Raw genomic sequence first — 18,595 nt, 5'->3', positions numbered from 1 at the left:
TGGCTAGGCCTTGACCTTCGAGCCCCTCCGCACGGCGCGCAGCGCCCTGGTTCGCGCCCGCTTGAACCATGGCATGGCGTCGTCAACCCGATGCACGGTCTTGCGCACCCTGGACTTCAGGCGCTCGCGTCCGGAGTCGGCGCGGCGAGCAACCGCAGGGGATACGTCTGCCTTGCGCTTGGTGAGGCGGTTGAACGGGAAGTCGAGGAGCGCGCGGTCGGCCTCGTACATGATCTCGTGCATGTGGGCGTCGTTGAGCCGATCCTCCGGTGACGTCGAGAGCAGCGCCACGAGCACGGCGCGCGAGTTGTAAAGCGACAGCGTCTCAAAGGCCACGTCGGATTCCAGCACGATCGCGCTGTGCCACGCGCCCATGCGGTGCTCCCAATAGAGGAGATCGCGAGCGTCGATGAGTGCCGCGCCGGCCGCAAAGTCGGTCGCCTCGAACTGCTCGCGGAAGTTTTCCGCAATGACGTCCCTGCCTTCGAGCGGCGGCTCAACGCTGTGGGCCATCGTGTGCATGTAGATGTGCGCCAAATCGTCACCGGTTGTCGGGGGTTGGTGGCGTGCGCGCTTGCGGAGGTAGAACGAGCGCGCGATCTCCGAGAGGTTCGACCTCAGGTGAACCACGGGTTCGCCGCCGTAGAGCTCCATGTAGCTCTCGGTGAGCAGGGGACCGTGGCGGTGCGGGGAGTTGATCTTGAGAAGGTCGGCCACCTCTGGGGACCGTGCATCGGTTCCTGACGACAGGAGGATCTCGCGGTGGCGCAGGTGATAGTGATCAGCGAGCTGTCTCGAGATCACGGCATCGATGTGTTCGGACGGCGAGGGGTCCACGTGCGAGTACGTGAAGAACTCGATCCCTGCGGTGGCTCTTGCGGCGAGGGCTATGGCCAAGGTGGCGCGGCTGTCGGTGCCAGCGGTCAGCGACGCGACAAGCCCGGCGTGGCGGCGGCGGATGCCGCGCAGCGAGCGCGCCATCGCCTTGCTCGCCGCGCGCGCACTCTTTGGCGTTGGGAGCGTCGGAATGGGCTCGCGGGGCCAGTACCGGTGAAGCGAGTACTCGTCCAGGCGCAGTTCCAGGTTGGGTGTGGCCAGCACTACCCCTCGAAGCCGGACGTTCGCCCCGGCCGCCCATAGCCTTGGAACGGAGGTTCGAGCGCGGACCTGGACGCGACGAGCGCGGCGAGAGTCGGATGGGAGGAGAGGGCGCGAGCCTCCGCGTCGTAGTAGATGGACCGCATGCCAGTGGCGTCCATCGTTGCCCGCCAGGCGTCGCCGTTGCGGGCGTAGAGAAGCACGAATCTGCCGTGCAGGCGGTCCAGGGCCTCAAAGAATGCGGCGTCAGAGCGGTCCAGGGCGCGCGCGAGCGACCTGACCACCGCCGCCGCATCGCGTCGCGGCCTGTCGACGCTGAGGATATGCCCGATCGCGTGCACTTCGGCGCCAGCGTGCGCGGCCACAGTGTGCGGAGTTCGGGGGTCGTGCCACAACGTGTAGCCGCGGCCCAGATCCACGCTGGACCACGCGGCGGGTACGAAGACGGGCTTGGTCGCAGAGATCAGGTAGCCGCGAGCGAACAGCTTGTCGCCGAAGGTCGCCTCGAGGCTCTCCAGATGGCGCGCGTCCACCGCTTCCACAATCCGGCTCCCTCGCTCAGATGCGGCGCCGTGTGCCTTGGAACACGCCGCGTAACGCCCAGATGCTAGCAGGCGACCGGGCCGTAGGTCCCCGGGACTTTCGACCGGCGAAATCTCGGACGTCTCCTAATACCGTCGAAGTGTTGCCGGGAGTCCCTACCCGGCCCACATGGAGGGAAAGAAATGACCACCACCAGCCCGGAGAAGACCGGAGTGGACACTGTCACGCCCATTGGGGCCACTGTGGCCGACGCGATCGACGCGCTCGTTGCCAAGGCGCAGGTTGCGCTCGCGGAGTACGGCCGCTTCAACCAAGACGACGTCAACCTCTTCGTCAAGAAGGCCTCCGTCGCGGCGCTCAACCAGCACGGCGTGCTCGCCAAGCTCGCGGTTCAGGAGACCGGCCGAGGCGTCTTCGAGGACAAGGCCGTCAAGAACATCTTCGCGTGCGAGCACGTGACGCACTCGATGGCCCCCATGAAGACCGTTGGCGTCATCCACGAGGACCCGATCCTTGGCATCACCGAGATCGCGGAGCCCGTTGGTGTTGTCGCGGGCATCACCCCCGTCACCAACCCCACGTCCACCGCGATCTTCAAGGCGCTCATCGCCATCAAGACCCGCAACCCGATCATCTTCGCGTTCCACCCCAGCGCCCAGGAGTCTTCCGTCGCCGCGGCCCGCGTGGTCCGTGATGCCGCGGTCGCCGCTGGCGCGCCGGAGAACTGCGTGCAGTGGGTCGATGCGCCGTCGCTTGAGGCGACGAACGCGCTCATGAACCACGACGGCGTGGCCCTCATCCTGGCCACGGGCGGCAACGCGATGGTCAAGGCCGCGTACAGCTGCGGAAAGCCCGCGCTCGGCGTTGGTGCAGGCAACGTGCCCGCGTACATTCACGTCAGCGCCAAGCTCAAGCGCGCCGTCAATGACATCGTCGTCTCGAAGGCGTTCGACAACGGCATGGTGTGCGCGTCGGAGCAGGCGGCGATCATCGACGCGGACATCTACGACGAGGCTCTCCGCGAGTTCGACCGCCTCCACGCTTACCTCGCTACCCCCGAAGACAAAGCGAAACTGGAGCAGTTCATCTTCGGCGTGACAGCGTCGGGCAGCAACTGCGGCGGCGCCAAGCTCAACCCGACCGTCGTGGGCAAGTCCCCGCAATGGATTGCGGAGCAAGCGGGGTTCGAGGTGCCGGCGGAGACGTCGATCATCCTCGCCGAGGTCACCGAGGTTGGCGAAAACGAGCCGCTGACGCGCGAGAAGCTGTGCCCCGTCCTGGCGGTGCTGAAGTCCAGCACCACGGAACAGGGCCTCACCTTTGCGGAGCAGATGGTGGAGTTCCACGGGCTGGGCCACTCCGCCGCGATTCACGCGACGGATGAGGCCGTTATCCACGAGTTCGGCAGGCGGGTGAAGGCGATCCGCGTGATCTGCAACTCGCCGTCGAGCCACGGCGGCATCGGAGACATCTACAACGCGTTCCTGCCGTCGCTGACGCTCGGCTGCGGCTCCTATGGTCACAACTCGGTGAGCAACAACGTCACCGCGGTCAACCTGATCAACGTGAAGCGCATTGGCCGGAGGAACAACAACATGCAGTGGTTCAAGGTGCCGGCAAAGACGTACTTCGAGCCCAACTCGATCCGCTACCTGCGGTCCATGAACGACGTTGAGCGCGTCACGATCATCACCGACGCCACCATGACCCGCATCGGCATCGTCGACAAGGTCATCGACGTGCTGCAGCGCCGCCCCAACAAGGTCTCGCTGCAGATCATCGACAACGTGGAGCCCGAGCCGAGCATCCAGACCGTGACAAAGGGAGCCGAGGTGCTTCGGGCCTTCCGGCCGGACACGATCATCGCGGTGGGCGGTGGCTCGCCCATGGACGCGGCCAAGGTCATGTGGCTCATGTACGAGCACCCGGAGGTCAACTTCAGCGACCTCAAGGAGAAGTTCTTCGACGTCCGCAAGCGCGCGTTTCAGTTCCCCAAGCTGGGCGAGCTCGCGAAGCTGGTCTGCATCCCCACCACGTCCGGCACGGGTGCCGAGGTGACTCCTTTCGCCGTCATCACTGACCCGGAGACGGGTCGCAAGTACCCGCTCGCGGACTACGCGCTCACCCCGACGGTCGCGATCGTGGACCCGGTGCTGACCTCGTCCATGCCAAGCCGCGTGGCCGCCGATTCCGGCATGGACGCGCTGACGCACGCGACTGAGGCCTACGTCTCGGTGTATGCCAATGACTTCACCGACGGCATGGCTCTGCAGGCGATCCGCCTGGTATTCGAGAACATCGCGGAGTCTGTGAACGAGGGCGCTACGGCGGTCAAGGCTCGCGAGAAGATGCACAATGCCGCCACGATCGCCGGCATGGCGTTCGGCAACGCGTTCCTCGGCCTCGTGCACGCGATGAGCCACGTGACGGGGTCCACGTTCCACGTGGCCCACGGGCGCACGAACGCCATCTACCTCCCGCACGTGATCCGCTACAACGGCAAGGTCCCCACCAAGCCAACGTCGTGGCCAAAGCAGGAGAGCTACGTGGCGCCGGAGCGCTTCCAGGAGATTGCCAAGATGCTCGGCCTGCCGTGCTCCACGCCGGAGGAGGCCGTCGAGGCCTACGCCAGCGCGGTCGAGGAGCTCCGCGCGAAGGTGGGCATCGAGGGATCGTTCCAGGAGATCGGCGTTGACGAGGCGGACTTCATGGCGAGCCTCGACACGCTCGCCATGAACGCCTACGAGGACCAGTGCGCGCCCGCGAACCCGCGGCTGCCCGTGCTCGACGACATGAAGATCATGATGGAGGCCGCGTACTACGGCACCAGCTTCGAGGCTGTTCGCGATGGCGTCACCAAGGAGGCGAGCCCCAGGGCCTCGTCTGTAAAGAGCTCGGCGCGCAAGGCCAAGGCCTGATCGCGGCGCCCAGCCTCCGCGCCGGCTAGGGACACAATTCAGCGCGTGAGGCCTGAAGGTCCCGTCGCCCCACAAGGGCGGCGGGGCCTTCGTGTTCTTTGGAGCGGCCCGACGCCGTGGCTGGGTTAGTCGGCTGAGGTCTCCGCTGCGCCATCCGGCCAGGCAACCACGCAGACCTTGTTGCCGGATGCGTCGGCGAGCACGCGCCAGCCATCTCCCTTGTCGACGACGATGCGACCGCCGGCCGCGACCGCGGCGGCCACGCGCGCCTCCACGAACTCTCGCGGCACCGAGACGTCGATGTGCATCGCGTGACGCAGGTCCTTGTCTTCGTCCAGTTCCTGGGCCCACATCACCGATGAGTGGCCAAGCGGATCCACGCCGTTGTCATCGGCCATTGCCGCGTAGCCGAGCACGGCGCGCCAGAACGGCAAGTTCGCCTCGGAGGGCTTCGCCGACACGGCAAGCTGCACCTCTTGGATGCGGGAACGGTCGGCCACTGCACCCACCTCGCGCGCGGCCGCCGAGACGGCGAGGCGAGCTCAACGTGCCGAGGCTCGAGTGACCACATGTCTTGCGTCAGCCGCACACTCAGCCTGTCGTCGCCCAAGGTGAGTACCGCTCCAGAGCCCGCGAACCCGTCGGCCCCGGCCACCGCGTCGGCCAGCCGCAGCCCGTCCGCGAGCGAGGCGACCGGAAACACCGTGACCGCGCCGCCGTGGAGCACGGCCCAGTCCTCGAGGCCATCAGCGGCGAGGAACGCCTTCCAACCGTCCTCACTCATGCGTTTGCCGGCTCGTTCGCGTCGTTGACGATCATGCGCGGCCCGCGCGTGACGATGAGCCACGCGGGCAGGATCGCGAGGCACATGATGCCGAGGATCGTGGTGGACCCGGCCACGGCCGCCGCGATGAACAGCGCCAGCCAGCCGCTGCGGCTCACGGCGAGCACAAATCCAAGGGTGGCGGCCGCAACGGCCAAGGTCTCTGGGATACCAGGGATGATGGCGGCGATCAGCAGGCCCAGCGCCACCCCGATGAACATCGAGGGGAAGATGCGGCCGCCTCGGAAGCTCGCGGCGGCGGCCACGAGCAGTGCGGCAATCTTGACGATCGTCACCAGGGCAAGCTGGCCGACGCTCATGGTGGGGGCGTCTTGCACCAACTGGGCGGACTGGTCCGCGCCTTTGAACAGGGTCACGGTGCCGCCGATCGCGCCCAGCACGCCGAGCAAGAGGCCGCCCGCGCCCAGGTACAGCACCGGATGGCGAAGCGAGTGCAGCAGCCGGTGCAGCGGGGGAAGTGCGAGCGCCGCGAGGATCCCCAGGGCCGCAGCCGCCGCGGAGATCGCGAGCGCCGAGACCAGGTCGATCCAGTGCGCCAGCTCGTAGGCGGGCAAGGTTGGCAGCGCCATGCCCTCGCCGATGAGGATCGTCACCACGGCGCCGGTCGAGGCCGCGATGAGCGGCGCGAAGAGCTTGTCCCACATGGCTCCGGGAGCTCGGAACTCGGCGAGCATCTCGGTCAACAGCAAGGCCGCCGCCACGGGCGAACCGAACATCGCGCCGAGGATTCCCGCGGTGGCGACGATGACGACGCTCTGCACGGGAGTGCGTGGTGCCATACGCGCCACCAGCCACACCGACAGACCCACGGCCACCGCGATGATCGGGTTCTCTGGGCCAAGGCTCACGCCTCCAGCGAGGCCAAGGATGAGGGCGATCGCGACCCCGGGGAGGGCGACGAGAGGGAGGGGCTTGGACACGAGTTCCGTTGTCGCGGGATCGGGGCCCGCGTGACCGGGAACGAGCCACACGGTGACGCCCACCGCGATGCCCGTCGCGGTCAGGACCGCGATGATCCACACCGCCCCACCGCTCGCGATCCCGAGCGCGCCCGGCAGCGAGTCCCACAGCACGTTCTCCAAGCCATGCGAGATCCAGTTGACGCCCGCCATGAGCAGGCCCGAGAGGACTCCGATCACGAGCGCCGGCCATGCAGTGGCCACGAGAGATCTGACAGTGGGCCCCGGTCCGACTACTTCCGTCACGGAAGCCAGCCTAGGGGCGAAAGCCGCTGGAGCGTCGGGCTGCAAGGCACACTTTCCCGGCTCCCGTACGCACATGGACGCTGGAAACGCACCCGGATCCGACGCCCAGGTGCGTACGGGAGTGGAGGAAGGCCCCCGCCCGACGCTGGTGTGCGTACGGCGCGAAGAGGTGCGGTTCCGCGCGGGGACACAATGGGCGCCGGTAGACTTGCCGGTCGTGGCCACCGACTTCCCAGCAGAGCTCAGCGAGCTGAAGAGCACGTTTGCGCAGATCGAGGCGGTGAGCGACCCGTCGGCCCTCAAGGCACGCATCGCAGACCTGAGTGAGCAGGCCACCGCGCCCGACCTCTGGGACAACCAGGAGAACGCCCAGCGGGTCACGAGCCAGCTCAGCCAGGCGAATGCCGAGCTGGAGCGGCTCAACGTCATGCGCGGCCGCATCGACGACCTTGACGTGCTCGTGGAGCTTGGCACCGAGGGCGAAGACGCGGAGACTCTCGCGGAGGCCGACGCGGAGCTGTCCAAGCTCAAGACGGACCTCGCCGCGATGGAGGTTCGCACCCTCATGACGGGGGAGTGGGACGACCGCGGCGCCGTCGTCACCATCCGCTCGGGCGCGGGTGGCGACGATGCGACCGACTTCGCCGAGATGCTGCTGCGCATGTACCTGCGCTGGGCGGAGCGGCACGGCTACCCCGCCAAGGTCATGGACACCTCGTATGCAGAGGGCGCGGGCATCAAGTCGGCGACGTTCGAGGTGGATGCCCCGTACGCCTACGGCACGCTGTCGGTTGAGGCAGGGACGCACCGGTTGGCCCGCATCAGCCCCTTCGGCTCCGCGGACAAGCGGCAGACGAGCTTCGCGGCCGTCGAGGTGATCCCCGTGATGGAGGAGGCCGTGGAGGTGGAGGTGCCCGAGAGCGACATCCGCATCGACGTGTTCCGCTCGTCCGGCCCCGGCGGCCAGTCCGTGAACACCACCGACTCGGCGGTGCGCATCACCCACCTGCCCACCGGGATCGTGGTGTCGATGCAGGACGAGAAGAGCCAGATTCAAGAACCGCGCGGCCGCGATGCGCGTGCTGCAGACGCGACTGCTGCTCCTCAAGAAGGAGGAGGAGGCGGCCCAGAAGAAGGAACTCGCCGGGGACATCAAGGCATCCTGGGGCGACCAGATGCGCTCGTACTTCCTCTACGGCCAGCAGCTCGTCAAGGACCTGCGCACCGGCTACGAGGTGGGAAACCCGCAGCTGGTGTTCGACGGCGACCTAGACGGCTTCATCGACGCGGGCATCCGCTGGCGCCGGTCCGCTGCCGCGCAGTCGTAGGCGGCTATTCGGGTTGCGCGTGCCGCGAGAGCAGCACGAGCGCGAGTTCAATGGTGCGGTCGATCACCTGCTGGTCGCCGCGCGGGTCCATGGCGAACGCGAGGTCCATGAGTGCGGACGACATGGTCGCCGCGATCTCCAGGTCCAGGCGCAGATCAGCTGAGGGCGCCACGGCGCCGGTGCGCACGTAGGCGGCCTCGAGGTGCTCGGCGATCTGCGTCGAGACCGTGCGCTCGCCCCCATAGCCGTCGAGCACCTGCCCGAACCGCAGCGCCGTGAAGCCTGGTTCGGTGCGGGCGAAGGCCACATAGCGGCTCATCACACCTGCGAGGAACGCGCGCCCGGCCCCTGCCGGCGGGTCTGCGTCGATGCCCGCCCAGAACCGGTCCATGTTGCGTGCCGCGAGCCCGCGCAGGATCGCCCGCGCGTCCTCGAAGTAGCGGTAGAGGCCGCCAATGGACGCCCCCGCCTCGGCGGCCACCGCGGTGGTCGTGACCGCGTCCAACCCGCCGCGCTCGATGAGCGAAGCGGCGGCGTCCAGCAGCGCGTCCACGCGCTCTTGGGCCCGACGCTGGCGCGGCTTGGTGCGCACGGTCGCCGTGGGATTCGTCACGCCACCGAGCGTAGTCGCACCTAAAGCGAAGAAGTTTCGTTATTCTCGTTGACGTGCTGGGGTTGACGGGCCGAAAGGCTGCGGTGGGTGCCGCTGCGCTGCTGATGGGCGCTGCGCTGATGACGGCCGCCTCGTCGGCGACCACAGCGTCGGCCGCAACCGGGCCCGGCCCAGACGTGTACGTCACCATCTTTGGGCAGTTGGCCACGTATGAGGGCGGGTCGGCCACGGTGCTCAATGTACCCGGCATGGTGGACGCCGTTTACGCGCCGGACGCCACCACCGTACTGGCGCTCGGCACTGGACCCGAAGGCTCCCGCGTGAGCGCGGTCGCTGCGGCCAGCCTCGCCGTGACGCGCAACGTTCTGGATCTTGAGGGCACTCCGGTGTCGATCGCGGTGCTGCCGGATCGCCACAGCCTCGCCGTGCTCACGGCGGCGCCCAACACCCTGACGATCGCGGAGATCGCCACTGGTGAGGTGACCGGGGCGATGTCGCTGCCCAACGCGCCAACGTCATTCGTTGTCGCCCCAGACGGAACTGTGGCGTATGTGGCGTCCGCAACGGGACGAGACGTGCAGGTGGTGGACCTCGCCGCCCTCGAACTGGGGCGGGACTTGCCTATCAACGGCACGCCGGGAGACATCGTCATCAACCCAGGCGGATCCACCTTCTGGGTGGCCGACACGGAAAACCTCGCGGTGTACCGGTTTGCCGTTGCCGGGTTCACGAGCACGAAGATGAGCCTGCCGCCAGGGTCCAAGTCAGTCACGGATCTGGAGTTGGGGCGCAACCCCGTGGTCGTCAACGCCGTGGATACGCTCGACGGCGAGATCTACTCGACCAGCGAGAATGACACGAACTTCTACCTGGTCCCTCCCCTCGACGTCAACGCGGTCTCAATGAGCGCCGTGGGCACCAGCAGCGCAATCGACGTGGTGCGTGTGGGAGTCATCAGCGTCACGGCCATCGACCGCTACACGCTCGGCCCTGTGGGATACGTGTTCGCATCGCAGAGGGTGGTCCCCATCAGCGTGGAGCGCATCCTGCGCGCGCCGCTCATCTCGCCCACCGTGGCCGCTGTCGCCGCGCCCGCGTCCGCCACCGTGGGAGACGCGGTCACGCTCACTCCCGTAGTGGGAGACCCCGCCCCCGCACAGCTGCGCTGGGACATCGAGGGCACACAGTTCACGACCGCAGTCGGTCCCATCTCGTACACCTTCGGCAAGGGAGGCCCCATCGTCGTCAGCGTCACGGGCATCGCGGCGGACGGCACCACGGGACCAAACGACCTCTATGACGGGCGTGGGTTTGCGCGCGAGGGAAACCCATCGACCGCGACCGCGACGGTCCAGGTGGATGCGGTTCGCCAGACGCTCACCTACGACTTCACGGCTACGGACACGGCGCAGTACGTCCAGCTGCCCGCCGGCACCTATCAGGTGCGCGCAATCGCGGGTGGCGCCCCGGGAGCCGCAGGGGAGTCCACCGAGACGTGGAACGGCGATACTGGCACCGAGACGCTCCATGGCGGCAGCGGCGGTGCAGGACTGGCGGTCAAGACCACCATCCCCGTGGGTGGCTCGCACCTGGTGAAGCCGCTCGATCAGCTCGGGCTCGTCATCGGCGGATCCTCGGGGAACCTGGTGGGAGGCACGGGCGGCTCGGATGGCGGCGGAGTCGCCGGTAACGGCGGCCGCGGGGGCAATGGCTCCGGGGTGTTCCTCGTCCACGATGCCTCCGCCGCCGTCCATGGGTGGCTGCTGATCGGCCCCGGCGGCGGCGGCGGTGGGGGAAACTACGGATTCCTCAAGGACCAAGCGCCGCCCAAGGGAGGCCCGGGCGCCCTCACGCTCGAGGCGACTGTTGGGTTCAGCCCCGCGAGCAGCGGCAGCGGTACTCCCGGCATCGCGCCCGCCTACTGCCTCGACGCCACCGTCACCGGCACCGCACGGGAGTTCCATGACGGGCCGTATACCGCGGGCTTCGGACAGAACGGCAACCCCGGAGCAGACGGGCCCACGGGGTCCACGTCCGGTGGCGGGGGCGGTGGCGGCGCCGGTTGCCAGGGTGCGCTCGGCGCAGAGTCGGCATCGGGCGGCGCTGCCGGCTCCGGCGGTGGGGGAGGCGTTGGATTCTCGCGGTACCCCGTCACCGGGTCGAGTTCGAGCGATCACGCCTACGTCCACCTCGACATCGACTATTGGCTCGGCGGAGCGCCGTCCGTCTGGTTCGACTCTCGCAGCGCCACGGAGCGGGCCACCGCGGGAGTCGAGGTGTGCTTCCCCTTCTCCCTGTCTCGAAACACCGCGACGTCGCGGGGACCCGTGACGGTCTCCGGCTTGAGCTGGCTCACGGTGCGCTCGGTGAGCGACTGGGGGATCGAGGCCTGCGGCACCCCCACGAGCGCGGCCGACTCCGGCACCTTTACCGTGGCCGCCTCCGACTGGGGCGCTACATCGAGCGTCAAGGTCACGGTGCTCACGCCAACGGTGTCGGTTGGCACCTACACGCGGCAGGTGCGGGTTGGCACGGCGGTGTCGATTCCCGTGACCGTCTCCGGCTTTGTGCAATCCGACGCCACGGTCACCGTGAGCGGCCTGCCTCCTGGCCTCGTGGTCACCGGGAGCGGCAACACCTTCGCGATCGAGGGCACCATTCCGCTGGGCACGGACGGCGACTGGTTTGGAGAGGTGACCGCCACCAAGGACCGCGCGCACCCGTCTGCGCCGGTTCGCCTGACCGTCTACTCGCTGACCGACGCGTCGATCGCGCTCGCGGGTGCGTCTACCGCGCACGTGGGGGACACCGTGTCGTGGACCGCCCAGGTCGCCAGCGTGGGCGAAGACTCGGCGGTCGGCGGCGCGAACGTCACCGTCGACGTTCCGGACGGACTCACCCTCACCTCACTGTCCGGAACGGGATGGTCCTGTGACCTCGAGACAGGCTGTTCGCGCACGCTCACGGCCGGAGATGCCATCCCGCCCATCGCAGTCACCGCTACGGCGACCGCGACTGGCGACTTCGCCGTCGGTGCCGCCGTGAACGTGGCCAACGACGGCCAGACCGCGAACGACACGGCGCAGGCGAGCCTTGCGGTCTCGGCCGCCCAAGTCAGTGAGCCGACCGTCACGCCGGAGCCGACCGTCACGCCGGAGCCGACCGTCACGCCGGAGCCGACCGTCACGCCGCAGCCCGAAGTCACGCCGAAGCCTGAAGTCACACCGCACCGAGGCGCGACGGGCACGTCGACCGGCGCTCCGGGCACCACCGCGCAGCCGGGCACCACAGCAGGACCCAGCACCACAGCAGAGCCCAGCGCCACAGTCGAGCCGACACCCGCAGCCACCGGCTCCGCCGCGCAGCCGGGAGACCCTGCCGCGCCCTCGGAGTCCGAGACTCCCGGCCCCACCGCGGTCGCGGGCGACCACGACAACGCACCCAACGGCCCGCAAGGCTGGTGGTGGATTGTCCTCGTGATCCTCGCAGCACTAGGAGCCGCGGTAGCCATCGGACTTGCCCGCAAGCGCCAAACCGGGCCCTGAGTGTGACGACCCGCACAAAGCGGAGGCGGCGCGCCTAACTTGACCCGCCGTCGGGCCGTGTTTCCCTAGACGAAGGCGCGAGTCCAACCCCTCGTGTCCGGCGACTCATGATCAGATTCGACAACGTTTCCAAGGTGTACGCGCGCGGCGCAAAGCCTGCGCTCGATGACGTCTCGGTGGAGATTGAGCGTGGGGACTTCGTGTTCCTCGTGGGCTCCTCCGGCTCGGGCAAGTCCACCTTCCTGAAGCTGATCCTCAGGGAAGAGCGGCCAAGCACCGGTGACATCTATGTGGCCGGCCGCCACCTGAACCGCCTCTCCAGCTGGCGCGTGCCTCAACTGCGCCGGGAGATCGGCGCGGTGTTCCAGGACTTCCGCCTGCTGCCGAACAAGACCGTGTATCAGAACGTCGCCTTCGCCCTGCAGGTCATCGGCAAGAAGCGGCACGTCATCAACTCGTCGGTGCCGGAGATGCTCGACCTCGTGGGGCTCGCCGGCAAGGAGAAGCGCCTCCCGCATGAGCTGTCGGGTGGCGAGCAGCAGCGTGTGGCGATCGCTCGCGCCTTCGTCAACCACCCGCCGATCCTGCTGTGTGATGAGCCCACCGGAAACCTCGACCCGGGGACGTCCGTCGGCATCATGCGGCTCCTCGACCGCATTAACCGCACGGGAACCACGGTGCTGATGGCGACCCACGATGACGAGATCGTGGACCAGATGCGCAAGCGCGTGATCGAGCTGAAGGGCGGCCAGCTGGTCCGCGACCAGGACCGCGGCGTCTACGGGCTGGAGCGCGTATGAGGCTGAAGTTCATCCTGGGCGAGGTTGCGAACGGCCTGCGCCGCAACTCGACGATGGCGCTGTCGGTGGTGCTCGTGACGTTCGTGTCGCTGACCTTCGTTGGCGCCGCCGCGCTCATTCAGGCGCAGATCGGCGAGCTCAAGCAGAGCTGGTACGGCAAGGTCGAGGTGACGATCGGCCTGTGCCCGGAGAACGCGCGCTCAACGCAGTGCGCCGCGGGCGAGGTGACCGAAGACCAGAAGGCGCAGATCCTCGCCGTCCTCAACGACGGGCCGGTCGCCGACCTCGTCAAGAAGGTGTACTTCGAGTCGAAGGAAGAGGCGTTCGAGAACTACAAGCGCCTCGATAACCAGGGCATCAGCGACCTCCTGACGGCCGACCAGATGCAGGCGAGCTTCCGCGTGAAGCTCAAGGACCCCGAGCAGTTCCAGGTGGTCTCCGACGCGGTTGCCGGCATGCCGGGAGTGGACTACGTCCAGGATCAGCGGGACACGTTCGCGCAGCTGTTCAAGTTCCTCAACGCCGCCACGCTCGTGGCCGCCGCGCTCGCGGCGATCATGCTGCTCGCCGCCGGTCTGCTCATCACCACGACGATCAGGCTCAGTGCCCTCAGCCGCAGGCGCGAGACCACCATCATGCGAATGGTCGGCTCGTCTCGCACGCTCATTCAGGCGCCGTTCCTGCTCGAGGGCGCCGTTGCCGCGACGCTCGGCGCCGTCCTCGCCGTCGGCGCCCTGTACGCCTCGGTGCGCTACGTGGTGGGCGACTGGCTGCGGGCCTCGCTTACCTGGATCCCATACATCGGTGAGGCGGACGTGCTCGCCGTGGCGCCGTACCTCATCGCGATCGCCGTGGCCCTCGCCGCCGCCGCGTCTGTTGTCACGCTCGGAAAGTACACGCGGGCATGAGGCTTCAGAACCGCTTCTACGCGGTGATCACGGCGCTGCTCGCTGTGGTCATCTGCTCGGGGTGGGCGTTCAGCGCCGCTTCCGCGGTGGTGACGCCAACCACGGTGCATGCTGACGACGACTACGACGACCAGATCGCAGACGCCAACAAGGACGCCAAGAAGATCCAGAACAAGCTGGATGATCTCGAGAGCGAGCTCGAGGACACCGACGCCGCGATCATCAAGACGAACAAGCGCATCGGCGAACTCGAGGACAAGCTGCCGGGGCTCAAGAAGGAACTCGCGGCCGCCAACGAGCGCTACAACGCCGCCGTGGTGCAGCAGAAGATCGTCGCCGACAAACTGAAGGCGGCCATCGCCCAAGACAAGGACATCACCCAGCAGATCGCGGACGACAACGAGCGCATCGAGCAGCTGAAGATCAGCCTCGGCGCACTCGCCCGCGAGCAGTACATGGGCGAGGGCGCGTCGGACTCGCTCGCGATCGTCTTCGGCGCTGAGAGCTCAAGCGACTTCGTGCAGCGTTTCGCCGCGCACCACTCCGCCGCGCGCATCCAGACCAACGCGCTGGACGAGATCGAGGAGATCGCCGCCACCAACCGCAACCGGGGCGCCCGCCAGGAGGCCGTGCGCGACTACATCCAGGAGCTCAAGGACCAGGCCGACGCTCTGGTTGAGGAGGCTGCTCAGGCCCAGCAGGCCGCGGAGAAGAAGAAGCAGGAGGTCGACTCTGCGCTTGACGAGCTCGCGACCCTCAAGCAGACGCTCGCCGCCGCGCGCAAGGAGGCGATCGCGAAGCAGGCCGAACTTGAGAAGAAGCAAGACAAGGTTCGCGCCGAGATCCTCGCCCTCGTCAAGAAGAAGCTGGCCTCCCAGAACCACGGCAACCCCACGCCGCTCGGCAAGGGCTACCTGAGCTTCCCCACCAAGGTGCCGTATATCACGAGCTCCTACGGCATGCGCTTCCACCCGATCCTGCACTACTGGCGCATGCACGCCGGCACCGACTTCCGCGCGTACTGCGGCACGCCCATCTACGCCGCGGCGGAGGGCAAGGTGCTGTGGGCCAAGTACCTCAACGGCTTCGGCAACCAGGTGATGGTGGACCACGGCTACGTCAAGGGCAACTCGCTCATGACCAGTTACAACCACCTGTCCAAGTTCGCCGTGCACAGCGGCCAGTACGTCTCGCGCGGCCAGGTGGTCGGGTATTCGGGCAACGAGGGGCTGTCGCTCGGTTGCCACCTGCACTTCGAGGTCTACGTCAACGGCCACACCGTGAACCCCATGTCGATCCTGGGCCCGATCCCCTAAGCCGCGCGGCGTACACTTCTCATTCGGCCCTGCGTGCAGTGACACAGCGAGCGAATGGAGGTGAGTCATGGCCAAGGAGTCCCTGAAGGTCGTGGCGACCAACCGTTCGGCGCGCCATGACTTCTTCATCGATGACGTCTTCGAGGCGGGAATCGTCCTCACCGGCACCGAGGTGAAGGCCCTCCGCATGGGCCGCGCCACCATCGGCGATGGCTACGTGTACATCGAGAGCGGCGAGGCCTGGCTCGACAACATCTACATCCCTGAGTACACGCAGGGAACGTGGACTAACCACGCCCCGCGCCGCAAGCGCAAGCTGCTGCTCCACCACCACGAGATCGAGCAGCTCATGCACGGCACTCGCGAGAAGGGCCACACGATCGTGCCCCTGCGCCTGTATTTCGTCGACGGCCGGGCCAAGATCGAGATCGCTCTCGCGCGCGGCAAGAAGCTCTACGACAAGCGCCAGTCGCTCAAGGAGCGCCAGGACAGCCGCGAGGCCGAGCGCGCCATGAACGCGCGCCGCTGATTCAGGAGTCACTTACGGGCCGACGCTGACTCGCCTCACGCTCGAACCCCGGCATGATGGGGGCATGAGATGGCTTCTTGCGGCACTTGCCGCCGCCCTGGCGACGTTCGCAGCGACCCCGGCCACGGCGTCGGACCTAACCACAGCGTCGGGCCTGGAAACAAGCACCACAACCACGGGCAACCAGATCACCCGCTGGGACGAGACCTACGACCTGCAGGCTGATGGCTCGGCGAAGGTGCGCCTGGAGATCGACTTCGACTTCGGCGACGACCCGGGCCACGGGCCGTACTTCACGTTCCCCACTCACCAGGTCTACGACGACACCTACAACCGCGTGTACGAGATCACGGACCTCACCGCGTCGAGCCCCACCGGAGCGCCGGCGAAGGTGTACACCGAGGACGGTGACTACTGGCTCGTGGTCCGCATCGGGGACGAGAACATCGACAACGTCAGCGGCAAGCAGACATACGTGCTCACGTACACCGTCCACCACGTCATGAACTCGGTGACGGACGCGGTGCCGCCGGGACAGTCGGATCCCATCGATGCGGACGAGTTCTACTGGAACGCGATCGGCGACGGCTTCGAGATTCCCATCTCCAATGCAACCGTGACGGTCATGAGTCCGGTCGATGCGATCGCCGCCCAGTGCTTCGCGGGAGCGTCCGGCGTCGCGGACCCGTGCGATTCCGCATCCGCCACGGGCGCGAAGGCGACGTTCACGCACGCGGCGCTCAGCCCCGGGCAGCCGATGACCGTTGACGTTCTGTACCCGGCGGGCTCGTTCGACACGACCCCCCAGCTGGAGATCGCGGACGACACTGCGCGCGCCTTCCGCTGGTCCCTGCCGTGGGCCCTTCCCGGACTGCTCATCCTCATTGGAGGCAGCGTCCTGCTGGGGCGTGCGCTGTGGAGGGCCACGCGGGACGAGTACTACGCGGGGCTCACCCCCGGCCTCGCGCCAACCGGCGCCGATGAGGGCACCACACGGTCGCTGCGCAAGGCGCCGCCGGTCGCGGTGCGGTTCGATCCGCCAAAGGGTGTGGCGCCCGGGCTCGTGGGCACGCTGTGGGACGAGTCGGCAGATACCAGGGACGTCACCGCCACCATCGTAGACCTCGCCGTTCGCGGGTATCTGCGCGTTGACCACGTCGAGGCCGAGGACTACCGGCTCGTGAAGCTGAAGAACTCGGACTCGACGATGCTCAAGTACGAGGGCGAGCTCTTTGACCAGATCTTCCTTGGCCGCAACGAGGTGCTGCTCTCGGAGCTCAAGACGACCTTCGCGAAGACGCTCCAGGACGTGTCCGTGCAGATGTACCAGGACACGGTGTCCATGGGCTGGTACCGGCGGGCGCCATCCTCGACCCGCCTCGCCTGGGCTGGGCTCGGTGTGCTGCTGGTCGTCGCCGGCTTCTTCGGCTCGTTCTTTGTGGCCAACCTCGGCGGCTCCGTGCTGCTGACCCTGCCGCTGATCCTCATCGGCGCGGTGCTCATCTTCACGCAGCGCGCCGCTCCCGTGCGCCAAGCGGAGGGCTCTCGCGTGCTCGCCGAGTCCAAGGGCTTCGAGTTGTTCCTGCGCACCGCCGACGCGAACCAGCTCAAGTTCGAGGAGGGCCAGGACATCTTCTCCAAGTACCTGCCCTACGCGATCGCCTTCGGCATCGCCGAGCAGTGGACCAAGAAGTTCCAGGACCTCGCGGCGGCCGGCTACCAGGTGGCGGAGCCCAACTGGATGACGGGCTACACGTTGGGCTCGTTCTGGGCCCTGTCGAATGGCTTCACGGGGACCATCTCGCAGTTCTCCTCTCTCACCTCCGCTGCGGTCTCCGCACCCACTCCGGGCTCGAGCGGCAGCTCCGGCTTCGGCGGGGGAGGCGGGGGAGGGTTCTCCGGCGGCGGCGGTGGAGGCGGCGGTGGAGGCGGCTGGTAGGTGCTCGCGGCCGCGGCCGTGGCCGCGCCCGTGGCGACCTCCGGCGGCGCGCCCAACGCTCCTGACCACTCACGGGGCCTTCGGCGGCTCTGTGACCGGTCAAAGGCCGCCTGAGTGGTCAGGAGTGTTGCGGGGGCAGAGCGTTGGGTGGGGCGAGCAAGGGGGGCGGTGACAGCGTCGGACCTGGCAGGTAGACTGGACCCATAACTGCACAGGGGATGATCGGTTTCGACGTGTGTTTACTTCCTAGGGGAAGCGGGCCGAGAATGTTGGGTTATCTCGTAAACGTTCCCAGCAAAATACAGGTGCCGATTCCAATCGCACCGACTTCGCCCTCGCTGCCTAAGCGAGCGCCATGAAGTCCGTCAGCCCAGGCGTGTTCCCGTCCTGGATCCTGGCGTCATCTAGGGAACTTGCTGATCGCTCTCGTCATCGGGGCGCTCGGGACACTTAGGTGACTGGGCCCATCTCACCGGCTCGCCTGATGTTGGTGAGGGGCCGAGAAACACTTCTCAGGCTGCGCCCGGAGAAGACCTAGGTTTGACCATGCGGACGCGGGTTCGATTCCCGCCATCTCCACTTATCCCTGTGTACGAGGCCCCCGGTTTGGACTAGCCGGGGGCTTCGTCTTGCCCTGGCGCGTGCGCGCCCGCGCGACCCACGTCTCAACCGTTCACGCGACGTTTGGTGGCCAATAGTGCGCCCAAACATGGTGTGGGCGGTTGAGACGTAGGGGGCCCGACGCTGTGGCCGGCTCTACCCGAATCTCCTGTACTTGCGGTGCACGGTCTGGCGAGTGACGCCAAGGAAGGTGCCGATCTCCGCCCAACTGAGCCCGGCGCTGCGCGCGCCGCACGGCCAGTTCCTCGCGCCCCGCGAGTTCGCTCTTGGCCTTGGCCACGGCGCGCAGCTCGCCGATCGGGGAGTCTTCGAATTGCCCGCCAACTGAGGTCTTCATGGTGTCAGCATATGCTGACGAGCACCTGACCGTCGCCGAATCATTCCCTGG

13 protein-coding genes, 1 other RNA gene and 1 pseudogene are annotated in these 18,595 nt (G+C 67.5%); 9 read left to right on the top strand and 6 right to left on the bottom strand.

Translation table 11 applies throughout. The features are described from left to right. Positions 1 to 3: 3 nt before the first annotated feature. Both NVV57_02275 and NVV57_02270 read right to left on the bottom strand, forming a co-directional pair. Positions 4 to 1,101, bottom strand: a complete 1,098-nt coding sequence (locus NVV57_02275) for a hypothetical protein (GenBank protein ID MCR6711575.1) — start codon at positions 1,099 to 1,101, stop codon at positions 4 to 6. Continuing rightward, complete coding sequence (locus NVV57_02270; GenBank protein ID MCR6711574.1) at positions 1,101 to 1,640, bottom strand: hypothetical protein; 540 nt, start codon at positions 1,638 to 1,640, stop codon at positions 1,101 to 1,103. Before NVV57_02270 ends, NVV57_02275 begins: the two co-directional genes overlap by 1 nt. A 183-nt stretch (positions 1,641 to 1,823) precedes the next feature. On the opposite strand from NVV57_02270, the gene adhE reads away from it, so the two are divergent. After that, positions 1,824 to 4,559, top strand: a complete 2,736-nt coding sequence (adhE, locus tag NVV57_02265; GenBank protein ID MCR6711573.1) for a bifunctional acetaldehyde-CoA/alcohol dehydrogenase — start codon at positions 1,824 to 1,826, stop codon at positions 4,557 to 4,559. A 125-nt stretch (positions 4,560 to 4,684) separates the two neighbouring features. Here adhE and NVV57_02260 read toward each other — a convergent pair whose 3' ends face one another. Then, positions 4,685 to 5,059, bottom strand: a complete 375-nt coding sequence (locus NVV57_02260; GenBank protein MCR6711572.1) for a hypothetical protein — start codon at positions 5,057 to 5,059, stop codon at positions 4,685 to 4,687. A 280-nt stretch (positions 5,060 to 5,339) separates the two neighbouring features. After that, the gene (locus NVV57_02255) at positions 5,340 to 6,608 is read right to left on the bottom strand and encodes an ion channel protein (GenBank protein MCR6711571.1); all 1,269 of its coding nucleotides are present in this window, start codon (positions 6,606 to 6,608) and stop codon (positions 5,340 to 5,342) included. Positions 6,609 to 6,825: 217 nt separating this feature from the next. Here NVV57_02255 and prfB point away from each other — a divergent pair. Beyond that, a protein-coding gene (prfB, locus tag NVV57_02250; protein ID MCR6711570.1) for a peptide chain release factor 2 occupies positions 6,826 to 7,936 on the top strand; the annotation gives its coding sequence in 2 pieces (ribosomal slippage) (positions 6,826 to 7,665 and positions 7,667 to 7,936; 1,110 coding nt in all). A 4-nt stretch (positions 7,937 to 7,940) separates the two neighbouring features. Here prfB and NVV57_02245 read toward each other — a convergent pair. Then, on the bottom strand, positions 7,941 to 8,549 hold the full coding sequence (locus tag NVV57_02245) for a TetR/AcrR family transcriptional regulator (protein ID MCR6711569.1): 609 nt from the start codon (positions 8,547 to 8,549) through the stop codon (positions 7,941 to 7,943). Between the two features lie 53 nt (positions 8,550 to 8,602). Between NVV57_02245 and NVV57_02240 the strand changes: the two genes are divergently transcribed. From NVV57_02240 to ssrA, 7 genes are all read left to right on the top strand, one after another. Next, positions 8,603 to 12,094 (top strand): hypothetical protein, encoded by a 3,492-nt coding sequence (locus NVV57_02240; protein ID MCR6711568.1) that lies wholly within the window; start codon positions 8,603 to 8,605, stop codon positions 12,092 to 12,094. Between the two features lie 107 nt (positions 12,095 to 12,201). Then, entirely contained in the window at positions 12,202 to 12,894 is a 693-nt protein-coding gene (gene ftsE, locus NVV57_02235) for a cell division ATP-binding protein FtsE (GenBank protein ID MCR6711567.1), read from the top strand. Continuing rightward, positions 12,891 to 13,802: a permease-like cell division protein FtsX gene (gene ftsX / locus NVV57_02230; GenBank protein MCR6711566.1), complete on the top strand. Its 912-nt coding sequence runs from the start codon at positions 12,891 to 12,893 to the stop codon at positions 13,800 to 13,802. Before ftsE ends, ftsX begins: the two co-directional genes overlap by 4 nt. Beyond that, positions 13,799 to 15,118 (top strand): peptidoglycan DD-metalloendopeptidase family protein, encoded by a 1,320-nt coding sequence (locus NVV57_02225; GenBank protein ID MCR6711565.1) that lies wholly within the window; start codon positions 13,799 to 13,801, stop codon positions 15,116 to 15,118. Before ftsX ends, NVV57_02225 begins: the two co-directional genes overlap by 4 nt. A gap of 67 nt (positions 15,119 to 15,185) precedes the next feature. Further along, the gene (gene smpB / locus NVV57_02220) at positions 15,186 to 15,647 is read left to right on the top strand and encodes an SsrA-binding protein SmpB (protein MCR6711564.1); all 462 of its coding nucleotides are present in this window, start codon (positions 15,186 to 15,188) and stop codon (positions 15,645 to 15,647) included. Positions 15,648 to 15,711: 64 nt separating this feature from the next. After that, the gene (locus NVV57_02215; GenBank protein MCR6711563.1) at positions 15,712 to 17,586 is read left to right on the top strand and encodes a DUF2207 domain-containing protein; all 1,875 of its coding nucleotides are present in this window, start codon (positions 15,712 to 15,714) and stop codon (positions 17,584 to 17,586) included. Between the two features lie 214 nt (positions 17,587 to 17,800). Next, positions 17,801 to 18,168: a transfer-messenger RNA gene (gene ssrA, locus NVV57_02210) on the top strand. Positions 18,169 to 18,342: 174 nt separating this feature from the next. Here the strand turns inward: ssrA and NVV57_02205 are convergent. After that, positions 18,343 to 18,544, bottom strand: a pseudogene (locus tag NVV57_02205) (hypothetical protein). Positions 18,545 to 18,595: the final 51 nt, after the last annotated feature.

The organism is Demequina sp. (genome assembly GCA_024707205.1).
Classification (GTDB): Bacteria; Actinomycetota; Actinomycetes; order Actinomycetales; family Demequinaceae; genus Demequina.
This window is presented reverse-complemented; position numbering and strand designations above follow the sequence as displayed.